This window comes from Blastochloris sulfoviridis (assembly GCF_008630065.1).
Classification (GTDB): Bacteria; Pseudomonadota; Alphaproteobacteria; order Rhizobiales; family Xanthobacteraceae; genus Blastochloris; species Blastochloris sulfoviridis.
In genome coordinates this window covers 52,174-73,022 of record NZ_VWPL01000019.1, presented here as the reverse complement: position 1 = coordinate 73,022, position 20,849 = coordinate 52,174, and the positions used below count along the sequence as shown (strand labels likewise).

18 protein-coding genes are annotated in these 20,849 nt (G+C 69.1%); 3 read left to right on the top strand and 15 right to left on the bottom strand.

What is annotated here, in order from left to right:
* Nucleotides 1–777 precede the first annotated feature (777 nt).
* From F1193_RS11535 to F1193_RS11520, 4 genes are all read right to left on the bottom strand, one after another.
* The gene (locus F1193_RS11535) at nucleotides 778–1,872 is read right to left on the bottom strand and encodes a TRAP transporter substrate-binding protein (RefSeq protein WP_150097866.1); all 1,095 of its coding nucleotides are present in this window, start codon (nucleotides 1,870–1,872) and stop codon (nucleotides 778–780) included.
* Nucleotides 1,873–2,346: 474 nt separating this feature from the next.
* The gene (locus tag F1193_RS11530; RefSeq protein ID WP_150097865.1) at nucleotides 2,347–3,465 is read right to left on the bottom strand and encodes an Mrp/NBP35 family ATP-binding protein; all 1,119 of its coding nucleotides are present in this window, start codon (nucleotides 3,463–3,465) and stop codon (nucleotides 2,347–2,349) included.
* A 119-nt stretch (nucleotides 3,466–3,584) separates the two neighbouring features.
* A complete protein-coding gene (locus F1193_RS11525) occupies nucleotides 3,585–3,794 on the bottom strand; it encodes a hypothetical protein (protein WP_150097863.1) in 210 nt (69 codons plus the stop codon).
* Between the two features lie 172 nt (nucleotides 3,795–3,966).
* A complete protein-coding gene (locus tag F1193_RS11520; protein ID WP_150097861.1) occupies nucleotides 3,967–4,497 on the bottom strand; it encodes a thermonuclease family protein in 531 nt (176 codons plus the stop codon).
* 169 nt (nucleotides 4,498–4,666) lie between these two features.
* On the opposite strand from F1193_RS11520, the gene F1193_RS11515 reads away from it, so the two are divergent.
* Nucleotides 4,667–6,211: a sensor histidine kinase gene (locus F1193_RS11515; protein ID WP_150097878.1), complete on the top strand. Its 1,545-nt coding sequence runs from the start codon at nucleotides 4,667–4,669 to the stop codon at nucleotides 6,209–6,211.
* Between the two features lie 310 nt (nucleotides 6,212–6,521).
* Here the strand turns inward: F1193_RS11515 and F1193_RS11510 are convergent, their stop codons facing one another.
* The 9 genes from F1193_RS11510 to cobT all read right to left on the bottom strand — a co-directional run bounded on the left by F1193_RS11510 (nucleotide 6,522) and on the right by cobT (nucleotide 17,340).
* Nucleotides 6,522–7,445: an extensin-like domain-containing protein gene (locus F1193_RS11510; protein WP_150097859.1), complete on the bottom strand. Its 924-nt coding sequence runs from the start codon at nucleotides 7,443–7,445 to the stop codon at nucleotides 6,522–6,524.
* 87 nt (nucleotides 7,446–7,532) lie between these two features.
* Entirely contained in the window at nucleotides 7,533–7,856 is a 324-nt protein-coding gene (locus F1193_RS11505) for a helix-turn-helix domain-containing protein (RefSeq protein WP_150097857.1), read from the bottom strand.
* Nucleotides 7,849–8,220 (bottom strand): type II toxin-antitoxin system RelE/ParE family toxin, encoded by a 372-nt coding sequence (locus tag F1193_RS11500; protein ID WP_150097855.1) that lies wholly within the window; start codon nucleotides 8,218–8,220, stop codon nucleotides 7,849–7,851. The genes F1193_RS11505 and F1193_RS11500 overlap by 8 nt, the downstream gene beginning before the upstream one ends.
* A 735-nt stretch (nucleotides 8,221–8,955) precedes the next feature.
* Nucleotides 8,956–12,693: a methionine synthase gene (gene metH, locus F1193_RS11495; protein ID WP_150097853.1), complete on the bottom strand. Its 3,738-nt coding sequence runs from the start codon at nucleotides 12,691–12,693 to the stop codon at nucleotides 8,956–8,958.
* 10 nt (nucleotides 12,694–12,703) lie between these two features.
* The gene (locus F1193_RS11490) at nucleotides 12,704–13,141 is read right to left on the bottom strand and encodes a VOC family protein (protein ID WP_150097851.1); all 438 of its coding nucleotides are present in this window, start codon (nucleotides 13,139–13,141) and stop codon (nucleotides 12,704–12,706) included.
* Nucleotides 13,142–13,158: 17 nt separating this feature from the next.
* Nucleotides 13,159–13,410, bottom strand: coding sequence for a hypothetical protein (locus F1193_RS11485; RefSeq protein WP_150097849.1), 252 nt, complete (start codon nucleotides 13,408–13,410; stop codon nucleotides 13,159–13,161).
* 40 nt (nucleotides 13,411–13,450) lie between these two features.
* Nucleotides 13,451–14,359 carry a methylenetetrahydrofolate reductase [NAD(P)H] gene (metF, locus tag F1193_RS11480; protein WP_150097847.1) on the bottom strand — a complete coding sequence of 303 codons (909 nt, stop codon included), beginning with the start codon at nucleotides 14,357–14,359 and terminating at the stop codon, nucleotides 13,451–13,453.
* Nucleotides 14,359–15,357 carry a metalloregulator ArsR/SmtB family transcription factor gene (locus tag F1193_RS11475; protein ID WP_150097846.1) on the bottom strand — a complete coding sequence of 333 codons (999 nt, stop codon included), beginning with the start codon at nucleotides 15,355–15,357 and terminating at the stop codon, nucleotides 14,359–14,361. The genes metF and F1193_RS11475 overlap by 1 nt, the downstream gene beginning before the upstream one ends.
* A 936-nt stretch (nucleotides 15,358–16,293) precedes the next feature.
* Nucleotides 16,294–17,340 carry a nicotinate-nucleotide--dimethylbenzimidazole phosphoribosyltransferase gene (gene cobT, locus F1193_RS11470; protein ID WP_150097844.1) on the bottom strand — a complete coding sequence of 349 codons (1,047 nt, stop codon included), beginning with the start codon at nucleotides 17,338–17,340 and terminating at the stop codon, nucleotides 16,294–16,296.
* Between the two features lie 413 nt (nucleotides 17,341–17,753).
* Here cobT and F1193_RS11465 point away from each other — a divergent pair, with 413 nt between their 5' ends.
* Together F1193_RS11465 and F1193_RS11460 are read left to right on the top strand one after the other, a co-directional pair.
* Nucleotides 17,754–17,945, top strand: a complete 192-nt coding sequence (locus F1193_RS11465) for a DUF1289 domain-containing protein (protein WP_150097842.1) — start codon at nucleotides 17,754–17,756, stop codon at nucleotides 17,943–17,945.
* Nucleotides 17,942–18,664 carry a retropepsin-like aspartic protease family protein gene (locus F1193_RS11460; RefSeq protein ID WP_150097840.1) on the top strand — a complete coding sequence of 241 codons (723 nt, stop codon included), beginning with the start codon at nucleotides 17,942–17,944 and terminating at the stop codon, nucleotides 18,662–18,664. Before F1193_RS11465 ends, F1193_RS11460 begins: the two co-directional genes overlap by 4 nt.
* A 61-nt stretch (nucleotides 18,665–18,725) precedes the next feature.
* On the opposite strand, the gene F1193_RS11455 is transcribed toward F1193_RS11460, so the two are convergent.
* Together F1193_RS11455 and dusA are read right to left on the bottom strand one after the other, a co-directional pair.
* Nucleotides 18,726–19,556, bottom strand: coding sequence for a sulfite exporter TauE/SafE family protein (locus tag F1193_RS11455; protein ID WP_150097838.1), 831 nt, complete (start codon nucleotides 19,554–19,556; stop codon nucleotides 18,726–18,728).
* A gap of 295 nt (nucleotides 19,557–19,851) precedes the next feature.
* Entirely contained in the window at nucleotides 19,852–20,841 is a 990-nt protein-coding gene (gene dusA / locus F1193_RS11450) for a tRNA dihydrouridine(20/20a) synthase DusA (protein WP_150097876.1), read from the bottom strand.
* Nucleotides 20,842–20,849 lie beyond the last annotated feature (8 nt).

The window sequence follows — 20,849 nt, the reverse complement described above, 5'->3', positions numbered from 1 at the left end:
GCCCTCATCGCCATCGCCCGAAAGCTCCTGACCATCCTCAACGCCATGATTCGAGACAACAAACCCTGGCGAGACCCAAAAGCCGCATGACAGTTGCTCGCGGGCGCTGTGCGCCCTTGCCCGGGGCGACAGTTCCGGGCCGCGTCATCCCGGGCGAGGCGGGATGCGGAGCATCCGGCCGAGACCCGGGATCGTCTGCAGAACAAGACACCCCTTCCGGAGGACGGCCCCGGGGCGCTGTGCGCCCTTGCCCGGGGCGACAGTTCCGGGCCGCGTCATCCCGGGCGAGGCGGGATGCGGAGCATCCGGCCGAGACCCGGGATCGTCTGCAGAACAAGACACCCCTTCCGGAGGACGGCCCCGGGGCGCTGTGCGCCCTTGCCCGGGGCGACAGTTCCGGGCCGCGTCATCCCGGGCGAGGCGGGATGCGGAGCATCCGGCCGAGACCCGGGATCGTCTGCAGAACAAGACACCCCTTCCGGAGGACGGCCCCGGGGCGCTGTGCGCCCTTGCCCGGGGCGACAGTTCCGGGCCGCGTCATCCCGGGCGAGGCGGGATGCGGAGCATCCGGCCGAGACCCGGGATCGTGTGCAGAACAAGACCCCCCTTTCCGGAGGACGGCCCCGGGTCGCGGGCGCTGTGCGCCCTTGCCCGGGGCGACAACCCGACCTTCACGCCCGGGTCGCGGGCCTTCGGCCCTTGCCCGGGGCGACGGTCTCACCCCACCATCCCGTGTCGCGCGGCAGAAGCCGCCTGCCCGGGGCGACGGAGACCCGGTCAGCCGCCGCGGGCGCGGGTGCGGATCATGAAGGTGTCGTAGGTGTATTCGGCCACCTGCCACCACAGATACTGGTCGGCGCGGGTGGCGACGACGCTGTCATAGATCTTCTTGAAGTCGGGATTGGCGGCCGTCACCTCGGCGTAGACCTCGTTGGCGGCCTTGTAGGCGGCCTCCATCACCGGCTGCGGGAACGGACGGAGCTGCGTGCCGGCCGCCACGAGGCGCTTCAGCGCCCCCGGATTGAGCGAGTCGTAGCGCGAGCCCAGCCAGTCGTTCTGCATGGCCGAGGCGGTGCGCACCACCGCCTGATAGGACTTGGGCAGCTCGTTCCACTTCTCCAGATTGATGAGATTGTGGATCATCGAGGCGCCTTCCCACCAGGCCGGGTAATAGTAGTACTTGGCGACCTTGTAGAGACCGAGCTTCTCGTCGTCATAGGGGCCGACCCACTCGACGGCGTCGATGGTGCCCTTCTCCAGCGAGGGGTAGATGTCGCTGGCCGCGGTCTGCTGCGGCACCACGCCGAGCTTGGAGAGAATCCGCCCGGCGAAGCCGCCGACGCGGAACTTCAGGCCCTGCAGGTCGGCGACGTCGCGGATCTCCTTGCGGTACCAGCCGCCCATCTGGGCGTTGGTGCTGCCGCCGGGGAAACCGATGACGTTGTATTTCTTGAGGAAGTCATTGGCGAGCTCATTGCCGCCGAGATGGGTGAACCAGGCATCGGCCATGCGCGCATTGAGGCCGAACGGCATGCCGGTGAGCAGCGCAAAGGTCGGATCCTTGCCGAGATAATAGTAGCAGGCGGTGTGGCACATCTCGACGGTGCCGTTGGTGGTGGCATCCAGCGCCTGCAGGCCCGGCACGATCTCGCCGGAGGCGAACACCTGGATCTGGAACTTGTTGTCGGTCATCTCGGCGACCGCCTTGGCGAACACTTCCGAGGACGCGAACAGCGTGTCCAGCGACTTCGGGAAGCTCGAGGCGAGGCGCCATTTGACCTCCGGGGCGGACTGGGCGATCGCCGGGGCGGCAAGCGAAGCCGAGGCGGCGGCTCCAATCCCGGCGGATTTCACGAATTGGCGGCGGTCCATCTTCTCGTTTCTCCTCACTCAGGGCGCCTCGTTGTCCGGTTTCCGGCATCCCGAAGGGATCGTCCGGAAACCGCATCGACCGGCCTGTGCCGGCGTTGCGGACGAATCGGCGACATGCGGACTCCGGCCACGCCGGCCGGACCTCCCATCATTATGGATATCTCTGTCCCTTCGCGCCGGACCGGCCGGCGCGAAACGTGCTCCCAAGCCCCACCCAAGCCCCGGGCGCACTCTATCCCATGTTCGGCAAAATGGAATCGCTCGCGCGCCCGCGGCAGCGGGCCCGGCCACCCGCCATATCCCCTTGCGGCAATTCGGTTTTTCCCGGCCGGCGCGCCTTGGCTGGAAGGATCATACGGTTTCCGGCCCACAGGGCCTTCGAGCCGTATTCCGATCGCCGAAAATCCCGTTTCCGAACAAGGGTTTTCGGCGAGACCGTTTCCGGCATCCCGAAGGGATCGACCGGAAACCGTATCACGCCTCGATCACGATGCGCGGCGCCGGCTGCCCCACCGCGCCGGCGGAGAGCTGGCCCCACACCTGCTCGGCGATGGCGCGGTAGATGCCCGCGTGCGGCCCCTGCGGCTCGGACGCCATCAGCGGGCGGCCGGAATCGGAGGTCTCGCGGATGGCCATGTGCAGCGGCACCTCGCCGAGGAACGGCACGTCGAGCCGCCCGGCCTCCGCCCGCGCGCCGCCATGGCCGAAGATGTCCGAGCGGGTGCCGCAGTTCGGGCACAGGAAATAGCTCATGTTCTCGACGATGCCGAGGCAGGGCACGTCGACCCGCTTGAACATCGCGATGCCGCGCCGGGCGTCGATCAGCGCCAGATCCTGCGGCGTCGAGACGATCACCGCGCCGGCCAGCGGCACCTGCTGGGCGATGGTGAGCTGGGCGTCGCCCGTCCCCGGCGGCATGTCCACCACCAGCACGTCGAGCGTGCCCCACTCGACCTCGCGCAGCATCTGGGTGATGGCGCTCATCACCATCGGGCCGCGCCAGATCATCGGCGTGTCCTCCTCGACGAGGAAGCCGATCGACATCACCTTGAGCCCGAAGCCGTCGAGCGGACGCAGCATGCGGCCGCTCGCCATGTCCGGCCGGCCATGGATGCCGAGCAGCTTGGGCATCGACGGACCGTAGATGTCGGCATCGAGCACGCCGACCTTGAGCCCGAGGCTCTGCAGGCCGAGCGCCAGATTGGCCGCGGTGGTCGACTTGCCGACGCCGCCCTTGCCGGAGGCAACGGCGATGATGTGGGAGACGTTGGGGATGCCCTGGCTGCGGATGCCGGGGGCCGCCGCCGGCCGGGGCGCGGGCGCGCTGGCCGCCCGCTCGTGGCCGGGGGCGCGCTCGGCGGTCAGCGCCACGAAGGCGTCGGCGACGCCTGGCACCGCCTTGGCCGCGACCTCGGCAGCCTGGCGCACCAGCTCCCACGCCTTGACCTGCGGGGCGGCGACGGTGAGGGAGAAGGCGACCTTGCCGTCCGTGACGACGATGTCAGACAGCACGCCCGCTTCGGTCAGCGGGCGTCCGTCCGGGGTGCGGATGGCAGCGAGCGCAGCGCGCACCCGATCGGCGGCGACAGACATGGGGTCCTCCTGATGCGAAATGCAAAACGCCGGCCGCGGTGACCGGCTTTCGTGTGACGTGGTCTTAAACGACGGAAGCCGGGGACGCGCGCAGACAAGATTGCGCACCCCGATCGCGTTCAATCGCGCTTCAGATAATGCCAGCCGAGATAGCCGCCGATGCCGAGCGCGATCAGCGCCATGATGACGTTCTGGACGTCCTCGCTCAGGGTCACGGATCGTCGCATCTCGCCATAGCGCTCGGCCATGTCGGGATTCGTCGTGAACAGGATGGCGGATATGATGATCGTCGCGGCCACCAAGCCGATCAGAAGATAGCCCTGTCTCATGACCGCAAGATGGTGCGTCCCGCGCCGTCCGTAAAGGGGCCGGGCGGGTTCATGCGAAATCCGGCCGATCAAGCCGGGGCTTCGCCGCCCGGTCTCCGAAAATCTCCTTTTTGAACAAGGATTTCCGGCAAGGCCCCGTCCGGCTTCCGGAGGGGATCGACCCGAGACCGCATCAATGCGGCCGGTGCGGATGGGCCCGCCGCCACTCCGACGGCCGCACGAACTGCCCCGCCCATAGGCCGCGGCCGTTGACGCGGGCGCGCACTTCCTCGACGAAATAGCCGCTCTCGGCGACCGCCAGCCCGTCCAGCGCCATCTGCCGGGCAAGGTCGGCGCCGCCGGCCTCGCACTCCGATACCGCCCGGCGATAACGGTCGGTGTCGCGCACCTTGCAGCGAACCAGGCGATACTCGGCCAGATCGGCCAGCCGGCGGCGGGCGGCCTCGCCGCAGGGCCAGGACCGGCCGTCGCGCTCGCAGGTCTGCGATCGTTCGGGCGCGTCGATGCCGTAGAGGCGAATCTCGGCATTGCCGATGCGCAGGCTGTCGCCGTCGACCACGCGGGCGACGCCGGACACCTCCTGCTCGCCGGACCAGATGGGTGCACGGCCCTGCGTGCCCAGCCAGGCCAAGCCGAGCGCGAGAACGAGCGCGCCGGCGATATCGAGCGGCAGCGGCCAGCGGCGGGTGAATCGGAGAGCCATGCGCCGAGATTACCGCCCCCCGCGTTAACGTCCCCTCGCGCCGTGTTGCGGCGAAGGCGACGGCGTTAACCATATCCATCAGGGCCGCCTTAACCATCTTCGTTCAGTCTCGCTTCATGCGCGAGGTGGGGAAGTCGCGGTGACGGCGACCGGTTCGGAGCGGCGCGAGATGGACGATGCCGTGCGCGCCGCGAACGAACGGCGGCGCGCCACGGCGCGGCGCGTGCGCGAGGCCCGCGACCGGCTGACCTCGACCACCGGCACCCGCCCGGCCTTCGACCTGGAGCTGACGCGGCTGTTCGCCAAGAGCCGGCTGACGGCGGCGCTGCCGATGCTGCTGCTGATCGTGGTGGTCGGCCTGTCCTCGGCGATGTGGAGCGGGCCGCTCGCGGCCGCCGCGTGGACGGCCCTGGTGCTGGCGATCCACGGCATCACCATCCTCGTCTGCCGCAGGTTCGTCGATTCGGATGCCGGCCCGGCTCGCGTGCGGCGCACCCGTATGCTGCTGAGCGGGCTCGACTTTCTGCTCGCCGTGTCCTGGGCGCTGCCGGTCGCGCAGCTTCAGGGCAGCGACATGCCGGGCGCCGGCGAGTTCATCCTGTTCGCCATGCTGCTGTTCGCCACCGTGCTGAACATGCTCTCGGCCGGACTGCCGAGCGCGGCGATCGCCGGCACGCTGCCGGTGACCGTGGCGCTGGTGACGATCTACGCCACCTCGGGCCGGCCGCAGGACTATGTGCTGGCGGCCATCGCCGCGGCCGGCCAGATCTACTATTACGCGCTGGCGCGCCACCTGCACGCCAACGCCCTGGCGATGCTGGAGGCGCGGGCCGAAAAGGAGGCGCTGATCGGCGAGCTGGAACAGGCCAAGGCGCGCTCCGACGAGGCGGCGCGGCGCGCCGAGGCGGCCAACGTCTCCAAGTCGCGCTTCCTGGCGCAGATGAGCCACGAGCTCAGGACGCCGCTCAACGCCATTCTGGGCTTCTCGGAGGTGATGAAGACCGAGGTGCTGGGCCCGCACAAGGTGGCGACCTACAAGGAATATTCCGCCGACATCCACGCCTCCGGCCAGCACCTGCTCACCTTGATCAACGAGATCCTCGACCTGTCGCGCATCGAGGCCGGGCGCTACCAGCTCAACGAGGAATCGGTGCCGCTGGTGGCGGTGGCCGAGGATTGCGTGCGGCTCCTGTCGATGCGGGCGAAAACGCGCGGCATCCGCATCACCGAGCTCTACGAGACCGACCTGCCGGCGCTGTGGGCCGACGAGCGCGCGCTGCGCCAGATCACCCTCAATCTCTTGTCCAACGCCATCAAGTTCACGCCGCAGGGCGGCGAGATCTGCCTCAAGGTCGGCTGGACGGCCTCGGGCGGGCAGTACCTCACCGTCAAGGACAACGGCCCCGGAATCCCTGAGAACGAGCTGCCGGTGGTGCTGTCGTCGTTCGGCCAGGGCTCGAACGCGATCAAGAGCGCCGAACAGGGGGCGGGCCTCGGCCTGCCGATCGTCCAGAGCCTGGTCGACCTGCACGGCGGCACGTTCACGCTCGCCTCCAAGGTGCGCGAGGGCACCGAGGTGATCGTCACCTTCCCGGCCAGCCGGGTGATGTCGGCGCTGCCGCCGGTGGACGAGCCGGTGCCGCTGGTGCCGCCGGTCGAGCACAAGCCCGCCGACACCCGCACCAATCCGGCCAAGATGTTCGGGCTGTTCTGACCCGCGCGCCGTCATCACGTCGTCCCGGACGGCGCGGATGCGGAGCAGCCAGCGCCGAGCCGGGACCGTTATCAGACAGAGGCGCCCTTTCTTGAAGACGATCCCGGATGCTCGCTCGCGCTTGCTCCGGGATGACGCGCGAGGAGAGGTCGTCGTCCCGGGCAAGGGCCGAAGGCCCGCGGGACCGTTATCAGGACGAGGTGGCATATCCGGAAAGCGATCCCGGGTCGCGCGGCTGACGCCGCTTGCCCGGGATGACGCGGACAACGCCGGCTCTCGGCTTTGCCTCGGCCGGGAATGACGGCGCCGCTCAGTCCGAGCCGGGGATGGCGGTGGGCATCCGGCCGCCGGGCATCGACTCGTCGATCGACTGCGGATCGATCGGCCGCAGGGACGGCAGCGCGCTCTGGCGGATCGCGCCGGTCGGCATCGCATCCGGCCGGCCGGCCGCCGCGCTGCCGCCGAGGACGGGGCTCCGGCTGAGGTCGGCGCTCTTGTTGATGTCAGGGTTCTTGTTGAGGTCAAGATTCTTGCGAACGATCAGGTCGGCCGGCGACGGCCCGGTCGGCAGCACGCCGGGCTTGCAGATGTCGCGCGACTTGCGCCGGGCCAGATCGACATGGATGTGGTCGTAGTGGAAGATGTTGGAGCCGGGGCCGAGCACGGTGGTGAAGCGCTTGCAGGCGGCGCCGGCCACCTCGCGCAGGAACCCCTTCTCCTCCGGCGTGCCGCGACTCCAGTGGTCGCGCACCGAGATCACCCGCTCGTCGGCCAGCCTGAACGAGCCGATGTCGAGCGCATTGCCGAAGGCGTGCTCGGAAATCTTGGCGCCCGCCTGCCCGTTCTGGCCGCGGCAGGAATAGGACGACATCTGCCGGATCTCGACCACCGGCTGGCCGAACCAGCGCATCGCCGCGGGCTGGATGCTCTCCGACACCCACGCCTGCAATTGCGGGATGATCGGGCAGGCCAGGGTCGCCTGCGGCTTCACCGCGATGAAGCCGTCGGCGAAGGCCGATACCTTGAACGGCCGGGTCATGCCGCAGGCCCCTTCCCCGTCGATCTCCGAGACCGGCCGCACATGGTCGCTCGGCTTGACCAGCCCTTCGGAGAGGCAGGCGACCTCGGCTTGCGTGCGCCAGGGCTCGCGCTGCTCGAACATGCGCAGCCCGCAGCCGGCGACGACGCTGGCGACGACGGCCGCCACCACGATGCGGGGAATGACTCGCGACATGGCGCGGAGAATGCCGACGATTCCGTTGACGAATCCTCAACCACCGCCGCAAGGCCAAGCTGCCAGGGACACCTATCGTGACCTGAGTCAAAGAATGGCGTCGATTCCCTTCTTGCTGGCCAAGGACAGCAGCTTCAGCGACGGTCCGCTGGGCTTCTTCTCGCCGCGCTCCCACTTGCTGACCAGCGATGAGGTGACATTGAGAGCCAGAGCAAAGGTCGCCTGACTCATATTGGCCACCTCTCGGATCGCCCGGATGTCGCTCGGCGTCAGGTCGTCGACCGGAGTCAGGCAGGCCACGTCGAAGTTCCGCATCGTCTCCTTATCGACCGCGCCGACGCGCTCGAGTCCGGCCATCGCCTGATGAATGGAGCGCAGCGGCCGGCTGCGATATTTTGCCCCACTATTCATTGTTCAACTCGATCCATTCTCCGGCGGCCACCAGGGCGGCGATCTTGTCCTTGGGCAGAGCCGCAATGATCTTCGCCGCTTCGCGAAACGTGCTCTCCTCCGCTGGGCTCAGCGACGATTTCTCGTTCTTCCCGAAGAGATGCACAAAGACTGCCAGATCATTCTTCCGGAAGACCGCAATCGCCCGGAACCCTCGCGACCGGCCGGATCGGGTGCGTGCAACACGCTGCTTGATCAGAAACTTCCCGAGTTCCGCATCGATCAGCCCCGCCTCGGCGCGAGAAACCGCCTCGAACAACGCCGTGTCTGGTACATCATTTCGACTTGCGTCCTTAGCGAATTCCTTCGTCTTGAAAGTCCGCATTGAAATCCTCTGAAGTATAATTCATTCGAAATGAGACCTGAAAACCTAGACCGGCCCAAACGGACCGCGCTGTTTTTGTAGCACCAAGTGCCATAGCAGTCAACGGCAGCATGACGGGTTCTCACCCGGCCTCGTCACCACGCCAGGATGGAATATGTCTCTCTCCTCGTCGCGTTGCCGTCCGCGACATGGCCACCGGCCTTCACCGATCGTTCATAATTCGTTTGTGCGTTGCAAAAAAGAAACAGTGGCTGATCCCAGCGACTTGCCGAATCACCCCGTCACAATGATGGTATTATTGTAATGTCGCGCGCGGCGCTGCAGCGATGAATTCGTTTCGGCGGCCCGGCCGTTCCTGTTAGCTTTTCTCCATATGAGCAACGGGAGGTGCCTAGTGGACATCGCCTACAAGCTGAACGTCCTGGCTGCGGGAGTGGCCTTCGCCTTCATCGGCGCCATTCTTCTGCGCATGATCTGATGCTTGTGTCGTGTCGCGCGGTTCCGCGGCAAACTGGACAAATCCGACCTCGAACTCCAACCCAATGAATCTCGACCACGGCCGGGGTCTCCTGCCCCGGCCGATGCGTTTTGGGAGCCTGCCGGCTGGCCTCATACCAACGGCCCCAAACGCTGACGCGTGGGGCCGTTGACTCTCGCGGATTTTCTTTTGGTAAATCAAAGATTTCGCGAAAATCCGCGACCGGAACCAACGGTCCGCTTTCGCGGCCGTTGGTATCACTCCGCCGCGGCGCGGCGCAGGCCGGGCTGATAGGCGAGCACCGGCGCCAGCCAGCGCTCGGCCTCCTCCACGCTCCAGCCCTTGCGGCGGGCGTAATCTTCCACCTGATCGCGCTCGATCCTGGCGACGCCGAAATAATGCGCCTCCGGATGGGCCAGATAGAGCCCGCACACCGAGGCCGCCGGCGACATGGCGAAGCTCTCGGTCAGCGTCACGCCGATCCGCTCGGCGCCAAGAAGCTCGAACAGCGTCGCCTTCTCGGTGTGGTCGGGCTGGGCCGGATAGCCCGGCGCCGGGCGGATGCCGCGATAGCGCTCGGCGACGATATCCTCAGGGCTGAGCGCCTCGTCGGCCGCATAGCCCCACAGTTCGCGGCGCACGCGCAGGTGCAGGTGCTCGGCGAAGGCCTCGGCCAGCCGGTCGGCCAGCGCCTTGAGCATGATCGACGAATAGTCGTCGTGTGCGGCCTTGAAGGCGTTGCTGCGCGCCTCCTCGCCCAGGCCCGCCGTGACCACGAAGCCGCCGACATAGTCGGGCAGGCCGCTCTCCAGCGGCGCCACGAAATCGGCGAGCGCGGTGTGGGCGCGCGTCTCGTCGCGGCGGGCGATTTGCTGGCGCAGCGTGTGCAGCGTGGCGAGCGGCAGGTAGCGCGTGTCGTCGCGGAACAGCATGATGTCGTCGTCGATGCGGTTGGCCGGCCAGAAGCCGACCACCGCCTTCGTGGTGAGCCATTTCTCGGCGACGATGGTCGCCAGCATGGCTTTCGCGTCGGAGAACAGCGCGCGCGCCGCCGGCCCGACCTTCGCGTCGTCGAGGATCGCCGGATAGCGGCCCTTGAGATCCCAGGCGTGGAAGAACGGCGTCCAGTCGATGACCGGCACCAGCGCCGCGATATCGTAGTCCTCGAACACCCGCGTGCCGAGGAAGCCCGGCCGCGGCGGCGCGTAGCCCGCGAAATCCGGCCGGAACGGCGTCGCCCGCGCCGCATCGATCGGCAGGCGCTCGTTGCGCATGGTGCCGCGCGCGTGCGCCTCGGCGATCTTGGCGTATTCCGACTTCAGGTCGGCGATATAGCTGCCGCGCGTCTGCGGATTGAGCAGGGAGGCGGCGACGCCAACGGCGCGGCTGGCGTCGGTGACGTAGACCGCCTGGCTCTTCTCGTATTGCGGGGCGATCTTCACCGCGGTGTGGACGCGGCTGGTCGTGGCGCCGCCGATCATCAGCGGCACCTCGAAGCCCTGGCGCTCCATCTCGGTGGCCACCGTCACCATCTCGTCGAGCGAAGGCGTGATGAGGCCGGACAGGCCGATGATGTCGGCCTTCATCTCGCGCGCGGCGTCGAGGATCTTCTGCGCCGGCACCATCACGCCGAGGTCGACCACCTCGAAATTGTTGCACTGGAGCACGACGCCGACGATGTTCTTGCCGATGTCGTGCACGTCGCCCTTCACCGTGGCGAGCACGATCTTTCCGGCGGAGGCGCCCTCCGTGCTGCCGCCCTCGGCCCTCTCGCGATCCATGAACGGCATGAGATAGGCCACCGCCTGCTTCATCACGCGCGCGGACTTCACCACCTGCGGCAGGAACATCTTGCCGGCGCCGAACAGATCGCCGACCACGCCCATGCCGGCCATCAAGGGGCCTTCGATGACGTGCAGCGGCCGCGCGGCCGCAGCACGCGCCTCCTCGGTGTCGGCCTCGATGAACTCGGTGATGCCGTGGACCAGCGCATGCTCCAGCCGCTTCTCGACCGGCTGCTGGCGCCACGACAGGTCGGCCTCCTTGACGGCTGCGCCACCCGTGCCCCTGAAGCGCTCGGCCAGCGCGACCAGCCGCTCGGTCGCCTCCGGGTTGCGGTTCAGCACCACGTCCTCGCAGGCCTCGCGCAGCTCGGCCGGCAGGTCGTCATAGACCGCGAGCTGGCCGGCATTGACGATTCCTAAGTCCATGCCAACCCTGATGGCATGATAGAGGAACACCGCGTGCATCGCCTCGCGCACCGGCTCGTTGCCGCGGAACGAGAACGACAGGTTCGACACGCCGCCCGAGACGTGGGCGTGCTTGAGGTTCTTCCGGATCCAGGCCGTCGCCTCGATGAAATCGACGCCGTAATTGGCGTGCTCCTCGATGCCGGTGGCCACCGCGAACACGTTGGGGTCGAAGATGATGTCCTCGGGCGGGAAGCCGTGGGCGGTGAGGAGATCGTAGGCGCGCTGGCAGATGCCGATCTTGCGCTCAAAGGTGTCGGCCTGGCCGGTCTCGTCGAACGCCATCACCACGGCCGCGGCGCCGTAGCGGCGCAGCGTCTCGGCGCGCTTCAGGAGCTCGGCCTCGCCCTCCTTCAGCGAGATCGAGTTGACGATCGGCTTGCCCTGCACGCATTTCAGCCCGGCCTCGATCACCGTCCACTTGGACGAATCGATCATCACCGGCACCTTGGCGATGTCCGGCTCCGAGGCGACGAGGTGCAGAAACGTCACCATCGCCGCCTCGGAATCGAGCAGGCCCTCGTCCATGTTGACGTCGATCACCTGGGCGCCACTCTCCACCTGATCGCGCGCCACCGCGAGCGCGGTGGCGTAGTCGCCCTCCTTGATGAGGCGGCGGAAGCGTGCCGAGCCGGTGACGTTGGTGCGCTCGCCGACATTGACGAACGGGATCTCGGGCGTGAGCGTGAACGGCTCAAGCCCGGCAAGACGCAGCAGCGGCGCGATCTCGGGCACGGCGCGCGGCGGCTTGCCGGAAACCGCCTTCGCGATTGCCGCGATATGGTCGGGCGTGGTGCCGCAGCAGCCGCCGACGATGTTGACGAGGCCGGACTCGGCGAACTCGCCGACCAGCGCGGCCATCGCCTGCGGGCTCTCGTCATAGAGGCCGAACGCGTTGGGCAGGCCGGCATTGGGATAGGCGCACACCAGCGTATCGGCGATGCGGCCGAGCTCGGCGATGTGGGCGCGCATCTCCTTGGCGCCCAGCGCGCAGTTGAGCCCGATCGAGAACGGCCGGGCGTGGCGCAGCGAATACCAGAAGGCGGTCGGCGTCTGGCCGGAGAGCGTGCGGCCCGACAGATCGGTGATGGTGCCGGAGATCATCACCGGCACGTCGCGGCCGCGCTCGGCCAGCACCTCCTCGATCGCAAACACCGCGGCCTTGGCGTTGAGCGTATCGAAGATGGTCTCGACCAGCAGCAGATCGGCGCCGCCGTCGAGGAGGCCGAACACCTGCTCGGCGTAAGCCGTGCGCAGATCGTCGAAGGTCACGGCGCGGAAGCCGGGATTGTTGACGTCGGGCGAGATCGAGGCGGTGCGGTTGGTCGGCCCCAGCGCACCGGCGACGAAACGCGGCCGGCCGTCCTCGGCCTCGGCGGCGTCGGCCGCCTCGCGGGCGAGGCGGGCGCCCTCGCGGTTCAGCTCATAGGCCAGCGACTCCATGCCGTAGTCGGCCTGGGCGATGGTGGTGGAGGAAAACGTGTTGGTCTCGGCGATGTCGGCGCCGGCGCGAAAATAGGCAAGGTGCACCGCGCGCACGTCGTCGGGGCGCGTCAGATTGAGCAGGTCGTTGTTGCCCTTCAGATCCTGCGGCCAGTCCTTGAAGCGCTCGGCGCGGAAGTCGTCTTCCGTCAGCTTGAGCTGCTGGATCATCGTGCCCATGGCGCCGTCGAGCACCAGGATGCGTTCGCGCGCCGCCTCGTTGAGGCGGACGCGGGCGAGTGACGGAGCGGCAGAGTCGGGCATGGGCTGAACTCTAGGGAGCCGGCTGGGACAGTGCGAGGGCACCATCCGCAGCGAGCGGGAAGAAGGGATTGAAGGCCACCTCCCAGAGATGGCCGTCGGGATCGGCGAAATAGCCGGAATGGCCGCCCCAGAACACAGTCTGGGCCGGCTTGACGAGCTTCGCTCCGGCCGCGACCGCGCGGGCGAGCACGGCATCGACCTCGGCGGTGGAGCGGCAATTGTGGGCAAGCGTGATGCCGGAAAAGCCGCCGCGCGCGGGCGGCTGCTGCGCATCCTCGGCCAGCGCGTCCCACGGATAGAGCGCCAGCGCGATGCCGCCGAGCTGGTAGAACGCGATGCCCTCGCCCGGCACGTCGGCGCGCACCCAGCCCAGGCCCTGCTCATAGAACGCCTGTGCGCGGGCAAGGTCCGCGACGCCGAGGGTGACGAGGCTGAGGCGCTGCTCCATGGCGGATCCGCTCCCGGTCAGGTGCGCGTTTCGAGCGCGGCGAGGCGGCGCTCGATCTCGGCAAGCCGGTCCTCGACCTCGGCGGCGGCGTAGCGGCCGAGCACGGATTCGCCGAACGCCGCCTGCTTGACGCTGTCGATCCGTTTTTCGAGATCAGCGATCCCTGACTCGACAGACTTGAAGCCCGCGGCCATCTCTGCCCGCATACTCGACATGTCGCCGCGCATCTCGCGCAACAGCGACAGCACCAAATTGTCCGGCTCGGCCATGGCGATCTCCCGAATTCCTGCCCCCATTATATGGGAAGGCTCACGCCGCCGCCTGCGCCGATACCGGCCGCAGGCCCAAAAGGTGGCAGATGGCATAGACCAGATCGGCGCGGTTCATGGTGTAGAAATGGAACTCGGTGACGCCGTGGTCCACCAGATCGAGCACCTGCTCGGCCGCCACCGCCGCGGCGATCAGCTCGCGGGTCCGGGGATCGTTGTCGAGCCCCTCGAAGCGGCGGGCCATCCAGCTTGGCACCTCGGTGCCGCAGCGCTCGGCGAAGCTCTTGGCCTGCTTGAAGTTCATCACCGGCAGGATGCCCGGCACGATGGGAATGTGGAGGCCGCGGGCGGCAACACGGTCGCGGTAGCGCAGGAAGTGGGCGTTGTCGAAGAAGAACTGGCTGATGGCGCGGCTGGCGCCGGCCTCCACCTTGGCCTTGAGCACGTCGAGATCGGCCTCGATCGAGGCGCTCTCGGGGTGCTTCTCGGGATAGGCCGACACCGACACCTCGAAATCGGCAATCCTCTTGATGCCGGCGACGAGATCGGTCGAATGGGCGTAGCCGCCGGGATGCGGCGCGTAGGCGGTGCCGGGGCCGGCGGGCGGGTCGCCGCGCAGCGCCACGATGTGGCGCACGCCGGCCGCCCAATAGGCGCCGATCACCTCGTCGATCTCCTCGCGCGTCGCCGCGACGCAGGTGAGGTGCGCCGCCGGCTTCAGCGCGGTCTCCTCGACGATGCGCTTGACGATGGCGTGGGTGCGCTCGCGCGTCGAGCCGCCGGCGCCATAGGTCACCGACACGAAGGCGGGCCTGAGCGGCGCCAGCCGGGTGATCGAGTCCCAGAGCTGGACGTCCATCTCCGCCGTCTTGGGCGGAAAGAACTCGAACGACACCGAGATGCCGGGGCCGCCCACGAAGCGGGAGGGGCGGCAGGAAGAAAGAGTCATCACGCAACCTCGCGGGTTCGGTCTTCGGCGCGGCCGGCGCGCCGATCGCGCCCGACCCACAACAGAACGGTGAGCTTGTCGCCCTCGCCGCCCGGCGGCTCCAGCGCCCGCTCGGCGATCACGTCGAGGCCGGCCGCCTGCATCCAGCCCGCCACCTCCGAAGGCGCGAAGCCGAGGCGGCGGTGGCCGAACTCGCTGCGCAGGAACTCCTGGGTGTGGGCGGCGAAATCGACCACCAGCAGCCGGCCGCCCGGCGCCACCAGCGAGGCCGCCTGCCGCAGCGCGCCGGCCGGGTCGTCGAGATAGTGCAGCACGCTGTGCACCACCACGAGGTCGAAGGAGGCCGACACGAACGGCGGCGCGAACAAGTCGCCCTGGCGCACCTCGGCGTTGCGGATGCCGGCCTTCTCCAGATTGGCGCGGGCGATGGCCAGCATCGCCGGGCTGGCATCGAGCCCCACGGCATGGCCGACCTTCGGCGCCAGAAGCTGCAGCATGCGGCCGGTGCCGGTGCCGAGATCGAGCAGCGTGCCGGCCGGCTGGGTGCCGGCGGCCTCGACGATCGCCTGTTCCACCGCCTCCTCGGCGACGTGCAGGGAGCGGATGCGGTCCCATTCCGGCGCGAGGCGGGCGAAATGCGCCTGCGCCGCGGCGGCGCGGGCGGCACGCACCTCGGTGAGCCGCACCCGGTCGCGCGCCACCACCGGATCGGCGGGATCGACCAGACCGAGCAGCGCGTCGGCGGCGTCCGCGCCGGGCCCGCGCCCGGCCTTGCGGTAGAACGCCCAGGCGCCCTCGCGGAAGCGCTCGACGAGGCCCGCCTCGGCCAGGAGCTTGAGATGGCGGGAGATGCGCGGCTGCGACTGGCGCAGGATGTCGACCAGCTCGGTCACCGTCAGCTCGGCCTCGGCCAGCAGCAGCAGCAGGCGCAGCCGCGTCGCCTCTCCGGCCGCCTTGAGGCCCTCAAGCGCCTGCTGGAACGAGAGCGGCTCGGCCATCCATCACCTCTAAAGACATAAACATATCTTTATGAGGATCAGGCCGCTGTCAAGGCAGACGGCCGAAATGGGGTCGTCGTCCCGGACAAGGGCCGAAGGCCCGCGATCCGGGACCGTTTGCAGAATACGGACATTTTCCGAAGAACGATCCCGGCTCGGCGCTGCGCGCCGTCCGGGATGACGAAAACCGGGAAGGACGATCCCGGCTCTCGGCTGACGCCTCGGCCGGGATGACGCCACTCAGGTCGTCGTCCCGGACAAGGGCCGAAGGCCCGCGATCCGGGACCGTCTGTAGAATACGGACATTTTCCGAAGAACGATCCCGGCTCGGCGCTGCGCGCCGTCCGGGATGACGAAAACCGGGAAGGACGATCCCGGCTCTCGGCTTCGCCGCGGCCGGGATGACGCCACTCAGGTCGTCGTCCCGGACAAGGGCCGAAGGCCCGCGATCCGGGACCGTTTGCAGGATGGGAGCATTTTCCGGAGAACGATCCCGGCTCGGCGCTGCGCGCCGTCCGGGATGACGAAAACCGGGAAGGACGATCCCGGCTCTCGGTTGACGCTCGGCCGGGATGACGCCACTCGGGTCGTCGTCCCGGACAAGGGCCGAAGGCCCGCGATCCGGGACCGTTTGCAGAATACGGACATTTTCCGGAGAACGATCCCGGCTCGGCGCTGCGCGCCGTCCGGGATGACGAAAACCGGGAAGGACGATCCCGGCTCTCGGTTGACGCTCGGCCGGGATGACGCCACTCGGGTCGTCGTCCCGGACAAGGGCCGAAGGCCCGCGATCCGGGACCGTTTGCAGAATACGGACATTTTCCGGAGAACGATCCCGGCTCGGCGCTGCGCGCCGTCCGGGATGACGAAAACCGGGAAGGACGATCCCGGCTCTCGGCTGACGCCTCGGCCGGGATGACGCGGATGGAACTCGTCTCACGATCCCTTGGTGGCGACGCCGGCCGACTCGAACGTCGCCATGTCGCGCCAGCAGGCCAGCGCGCCCTTGACGATGCCGGCGGCGATCGCCGCGCCCGAGCCCTCCCCCAGCCGCATGCCGAGATCGAGCAGCGGCGTCTTGTTCAGGCGGCGCAGCACCTCGACATGGGCCGGCTCGGCCGAGCAGTGGGCGGCGAGGCAGTGGTCGAGCGCATGCGAATCCATCGCGTGCAGCACCGCCGCCGCCGCGGTGGTGACGAAGCCGTCGAGGATCACCGGCACGCGCTGGTGGCGGGCGGCCAGGATGGCGCCGGCGATCGCCGCCACCTCGCGGCCGCCGAGCCGGCGCAGCACCTCCAGCGGGTCGCCGTCGCCGGCCCGGTGCCGGGCTACCGCCTCGCCGATCACCTGCGCCTTGCGCCGCACCCCCTCCTGGTCGAGCCCGGTGCCGGGGCCGACCCAATCCTGCGGCTGGCCGCCATAGAGGGCGTGGTAGATCGCCGCGGCGATGGTGGTGTTGCCGATGCCCATCTCGCCGACGCACAACAGGTCGATGCCGCCGGCGATCGCCTCCATGCCATAGGCCATGGTGGCGGCGCAGGCCGGCTCGCTCAGCGCCGCCTCGGACGAGATGTCCGGCGTCGGCTGGTCGATGGCGAGGTCGAACACCTTCAGCCCCAGGCCGTAGGTGGCGCAAAGCTGGTTGATGGCCGCGCCGCCGGCCGAAAAATTGTCGAGCATCTGGCGGTTGACCGAATCCGGGAACGCCGAGATGCCGCGGGCGGTGACGCCATGGCTGGCGGCGAAGATGGCCACCAGCGGCCGCTCGACCATCGGCCGCGTCGAGCCCTGCCAGGCGGCGAGCCACTCGACCAGCGCCTCCAGCCGGCCGAGCGAGCCCGGCGGCTTGGTCAGCTCGGCGTCGCGGGCGCGGATGGCGGCCACCGCCTGCTCGTCCGGGCCCGGCATCTGGGCGACGAGGCGGCGGATGTCGTCGAAGGGAAGGCCGGTGGGCCCGGCGGCTTCGGACGAACGTTCGGACATGGGTCTGGCTCCGGGGCGTGAGGCAGGGCGATCGGGCGGGCGGCGCGGCGGCGGCTCGCGGGGCCCTGCGAAGGGGTGTGGGCAGGCGTTGCGGGCCGGACACGCATCATCGTGACGGCCAATGCGCTGTCCGGCGGCGCGATCGGCGCCAGCGTGGCGCGACCTATAGCGGCCGGCGCGCGGGCTGGGCAATCCAGCCACCGGTTGCGGCAGCCGTCTGCCGGCGCCGCGGGCGAGGCCGGGCGAACGCCCCTTGGTCCGGCGGCGCATCCATTTGCGGGTTTTCCGCCGGCTATTTTCAGGCTATCAGCGGCCGCTTACGGGCGCCTGCGCCGCAGCGGGCGGTGATTGCGGTCGCGACCTGAGCCATTATGGTCCCGATGCCTGCTCCGGAATCGCCCGACGACACCCCGATGACCCTTGTCAGCCCCTGCATCAAGGTCTGCACCCTCGATCCGGCGTGGCGGCTGTGCACCGGCTGCGGCCGCACGATCGAGGAGATCGCCGGCTGGAAGTCCATGCCCCAGGCCGAGCGCGAGCGGGTGATGGGCGAATTGCCGGCGCGGCTGGCGCGCCTCGCCGCGCGCGACGAGGGCGCGCCGTGAAATCGTCGCGGCCGTTCGTCATCCTGGTCACGGCGGTGGCGGTGCTGGTGCTGGGGTTCGGCGCCCGCGAGCAAAGCGGCATCATCGCCGGCATGGAAATCGCCGATCTCGCCGGGGTGTCCTGGCGGCTGGCGCTCGTGACCATCGCCGGCACCCTCGCCTACCTCATGTATCACGGCCAGCTCGTCGAGGTGATGCGCACCGTGCTGGTCTGGGTCGGGCTCCTGACCGTGATGGCGCTCGGCTACACCTACCGGATCGAGATCGCCGCGCTGGCCCACAAGCTGCTGGGCGAGAGCATTCCCGACATCGTCCAGGCCGGGCGGAGCGACGCGCCGCGCGTCGAGGTCAAGCGCGGGTCCGGCGGCGACTTCTCGGTGCCCGCCGAGCTCAATGGCAAGCGGGTACGGATGATCGTCGACACCGGCGCCACCGCCGTGGTGCTGACGCTCGATGCCGCGCGGGCGGCCGGCCTGCCGCTCGATTTCCTGCGCTACGACGTGCCGGTGGAGACCGCCGGCGGCCGCACCAGGGCCGCCTCGGTGGTGATCGAGAAGCTCTCGGTCGGCGGCATCGTCGCCCGCAAGGTGCCGGCGCTGGTCGCCGAGCCGGGCAACAAGCTCAAGGTCAGCCTGCTCGGCATGACCTTCCTCAGCCGGCTCGACTCCTTCGAGGTGCGCGGCGACAAGATGGTGATGCGCGGCCGGCCGGAAAGCTGACGCGCAAGGTTCAACCCGCGTGAACGTCGAGGACGGCTGCGGCAACCGTCGTCGCCCCGGTTCAAATCAGGATGTCGGCCAAAAAGCGCAGGCAGACCACGGTGAGGAACAGGCCGAAGGCGATCTCCAGCTTGCGCCGCGGCAGGCGGTGGGCGAGCCGCGCGCCATAGGGCGCCGCCAGCGCCGCGGCCGGCGCAATCATGGCGACGCCGATCAGCGACACGTAACCGAGCGAGAATGGCGGCAGGATCGCCATCTTCGGCCAGCCGGCGACGATGTAGCCCAGCGCGCCGGGCAGCGAGATCAGCACGCCGAGGCCCGACGACGTCGCCACCGCGCTGTGGATCGAGCGGTTGTAGAGCGCGAACACCATGTTGGCCATGGCGCCGCCGCCGACGCCCATCAGGGTCGAGGCGATGCCGATGCCAAACCCATAGAAGCTGAGCGCCGTCCGCCCCGGCAAATCGTCGGCAATCCGCCAGTCGTCGCGGCCGGCGAAGGTCTTGATGACGATGGTGGTGGCCACCCCCACGAACACCAGCTTCAGCACCAGTGCCGGCGCGTGCGCGGCAACGACGCCGCCCACCGCGACACCGGCCACCACCGGCAGTGCCCACACCTTGAGCACGTCCAGCCGCACCGCGCCCTTCTTCAAATGGGCGCGGAACGACTGGATCGAGGTCGGGATGATGATGGCGAGCGAGGAGCCGACCGCGAGGTGCATCCGCACCTCCTCCGGCACGCCCAGCACCTCGAACACCTGATAGAGCACCGGCACGATGACGGCGCCGCCGCCGACGCCGAACAGGCCGGCCATCAGGCCGGTGACGATGCCGGCCGCCAGCAGCGCGGCCGCCAGAGCGGCGAGTTCGCCGAGCGGAATCTCAGGCATTCAGCCCCCCCACCAAGCCCTGTTGTACAAATTTCGGATGATCGGCTCGGCCCTCTTCTTCCCTCTCCCCTTGCGGGAGAGGGTGCCGAGCGATCTTCAGATCGCGAGGCGGGTGAGGGGTGAAATGCGACGCTCTTGGAAGCCCCTCACCCGGCTCGACCTCGCTGTCGCTCGGTCTCGCCACCCTCTCCCGCAAGAGCCTGCGCCCGGGCGCGCGCAAGCGCGGCCCGGGTGGGAGAGGGAAGAAGGGGTTCCCGTGTGATAGCCGCTCCGCGTCCAGCAAGCCACAATCCCGTCACGCGGCGATGTCGCCCTGCCCGCCGCGCACCTCGGCCAGCGCCGCCTGGATGACCTCGACGTCGGCGCCGGGCCTGGTCGCCCCCTCCGCCAGCAGGCGGCGGAAGCGGCGGGCGCCGGGCACGGCGTGGAAGGCGCCGACCATGTGGCGCGTCACCGCCGACAGCCGCCCGCCAATATCGAGGTGGCGCCGGCAATAGGGAATCATGCGCTCGACCGCCTCGGCCATGCCGGCCACCGGCGCCGGCTCGCCGAAAAGCTCGGGGTCGACGGCGAGAAGCCGCCACGGCTCCTGATAGGCGGCGCGGCCGAGCATCACCCCGTCGACATGGTCGAGATGCGCCCGCGCCTCCTCCAGCGTGGCGATGCCGCCATTGAGGATGATGTCGAGAGTGGGCCGCGCCCGCTTCAGCCGGTAGACGCGCTCATAATCGAGCGGCGGCACGTCGCGGTTCTGGCGCGGCGACAGGCCCTCCAGCCACGCCTTGCGGGCATGCACGATCAGCGCATCGACGCCGGCCGCCACCGCCGCCTCGGCCAGCGCGTCGAGCGCCTGCTCGGGATCCTGCTCATCGACGCCGATGCGGCACTTCACGGTCACCGGCAGGCCGACCGCCGCCTTCATCGCCGCGACGCAGTCGCCGACGAGCTGCGGCTCGCGCATCAGGCAGGCGCCGAAGCGGCCGTTCTGCACCCGGTCGGACGGGCAGCCGACATTGAGATTGACCTCGACATAGCCGAAGCCCTCGGCGATGCGCGCGGCCTCGGCCAGATCCTTCGGCTCGGCGCCGCCGAGCTGGATCGCCACCGGCTGCTCCTCGGGCGAGAAGCCGAGCAGCCGCGACCGGTCGCCATGGATCACCGCGCCGGTGGTGACCATCTCGGTGTAGAGCAGCGCGTGGCGGGTCAGTTGGCGGTGGAAGAACCGGCAATGTTTATCGGTCCAATCCAGCATCGGCGCGACGGTGAAGCGGCGGGAGAGCGTCATGCCTGCCA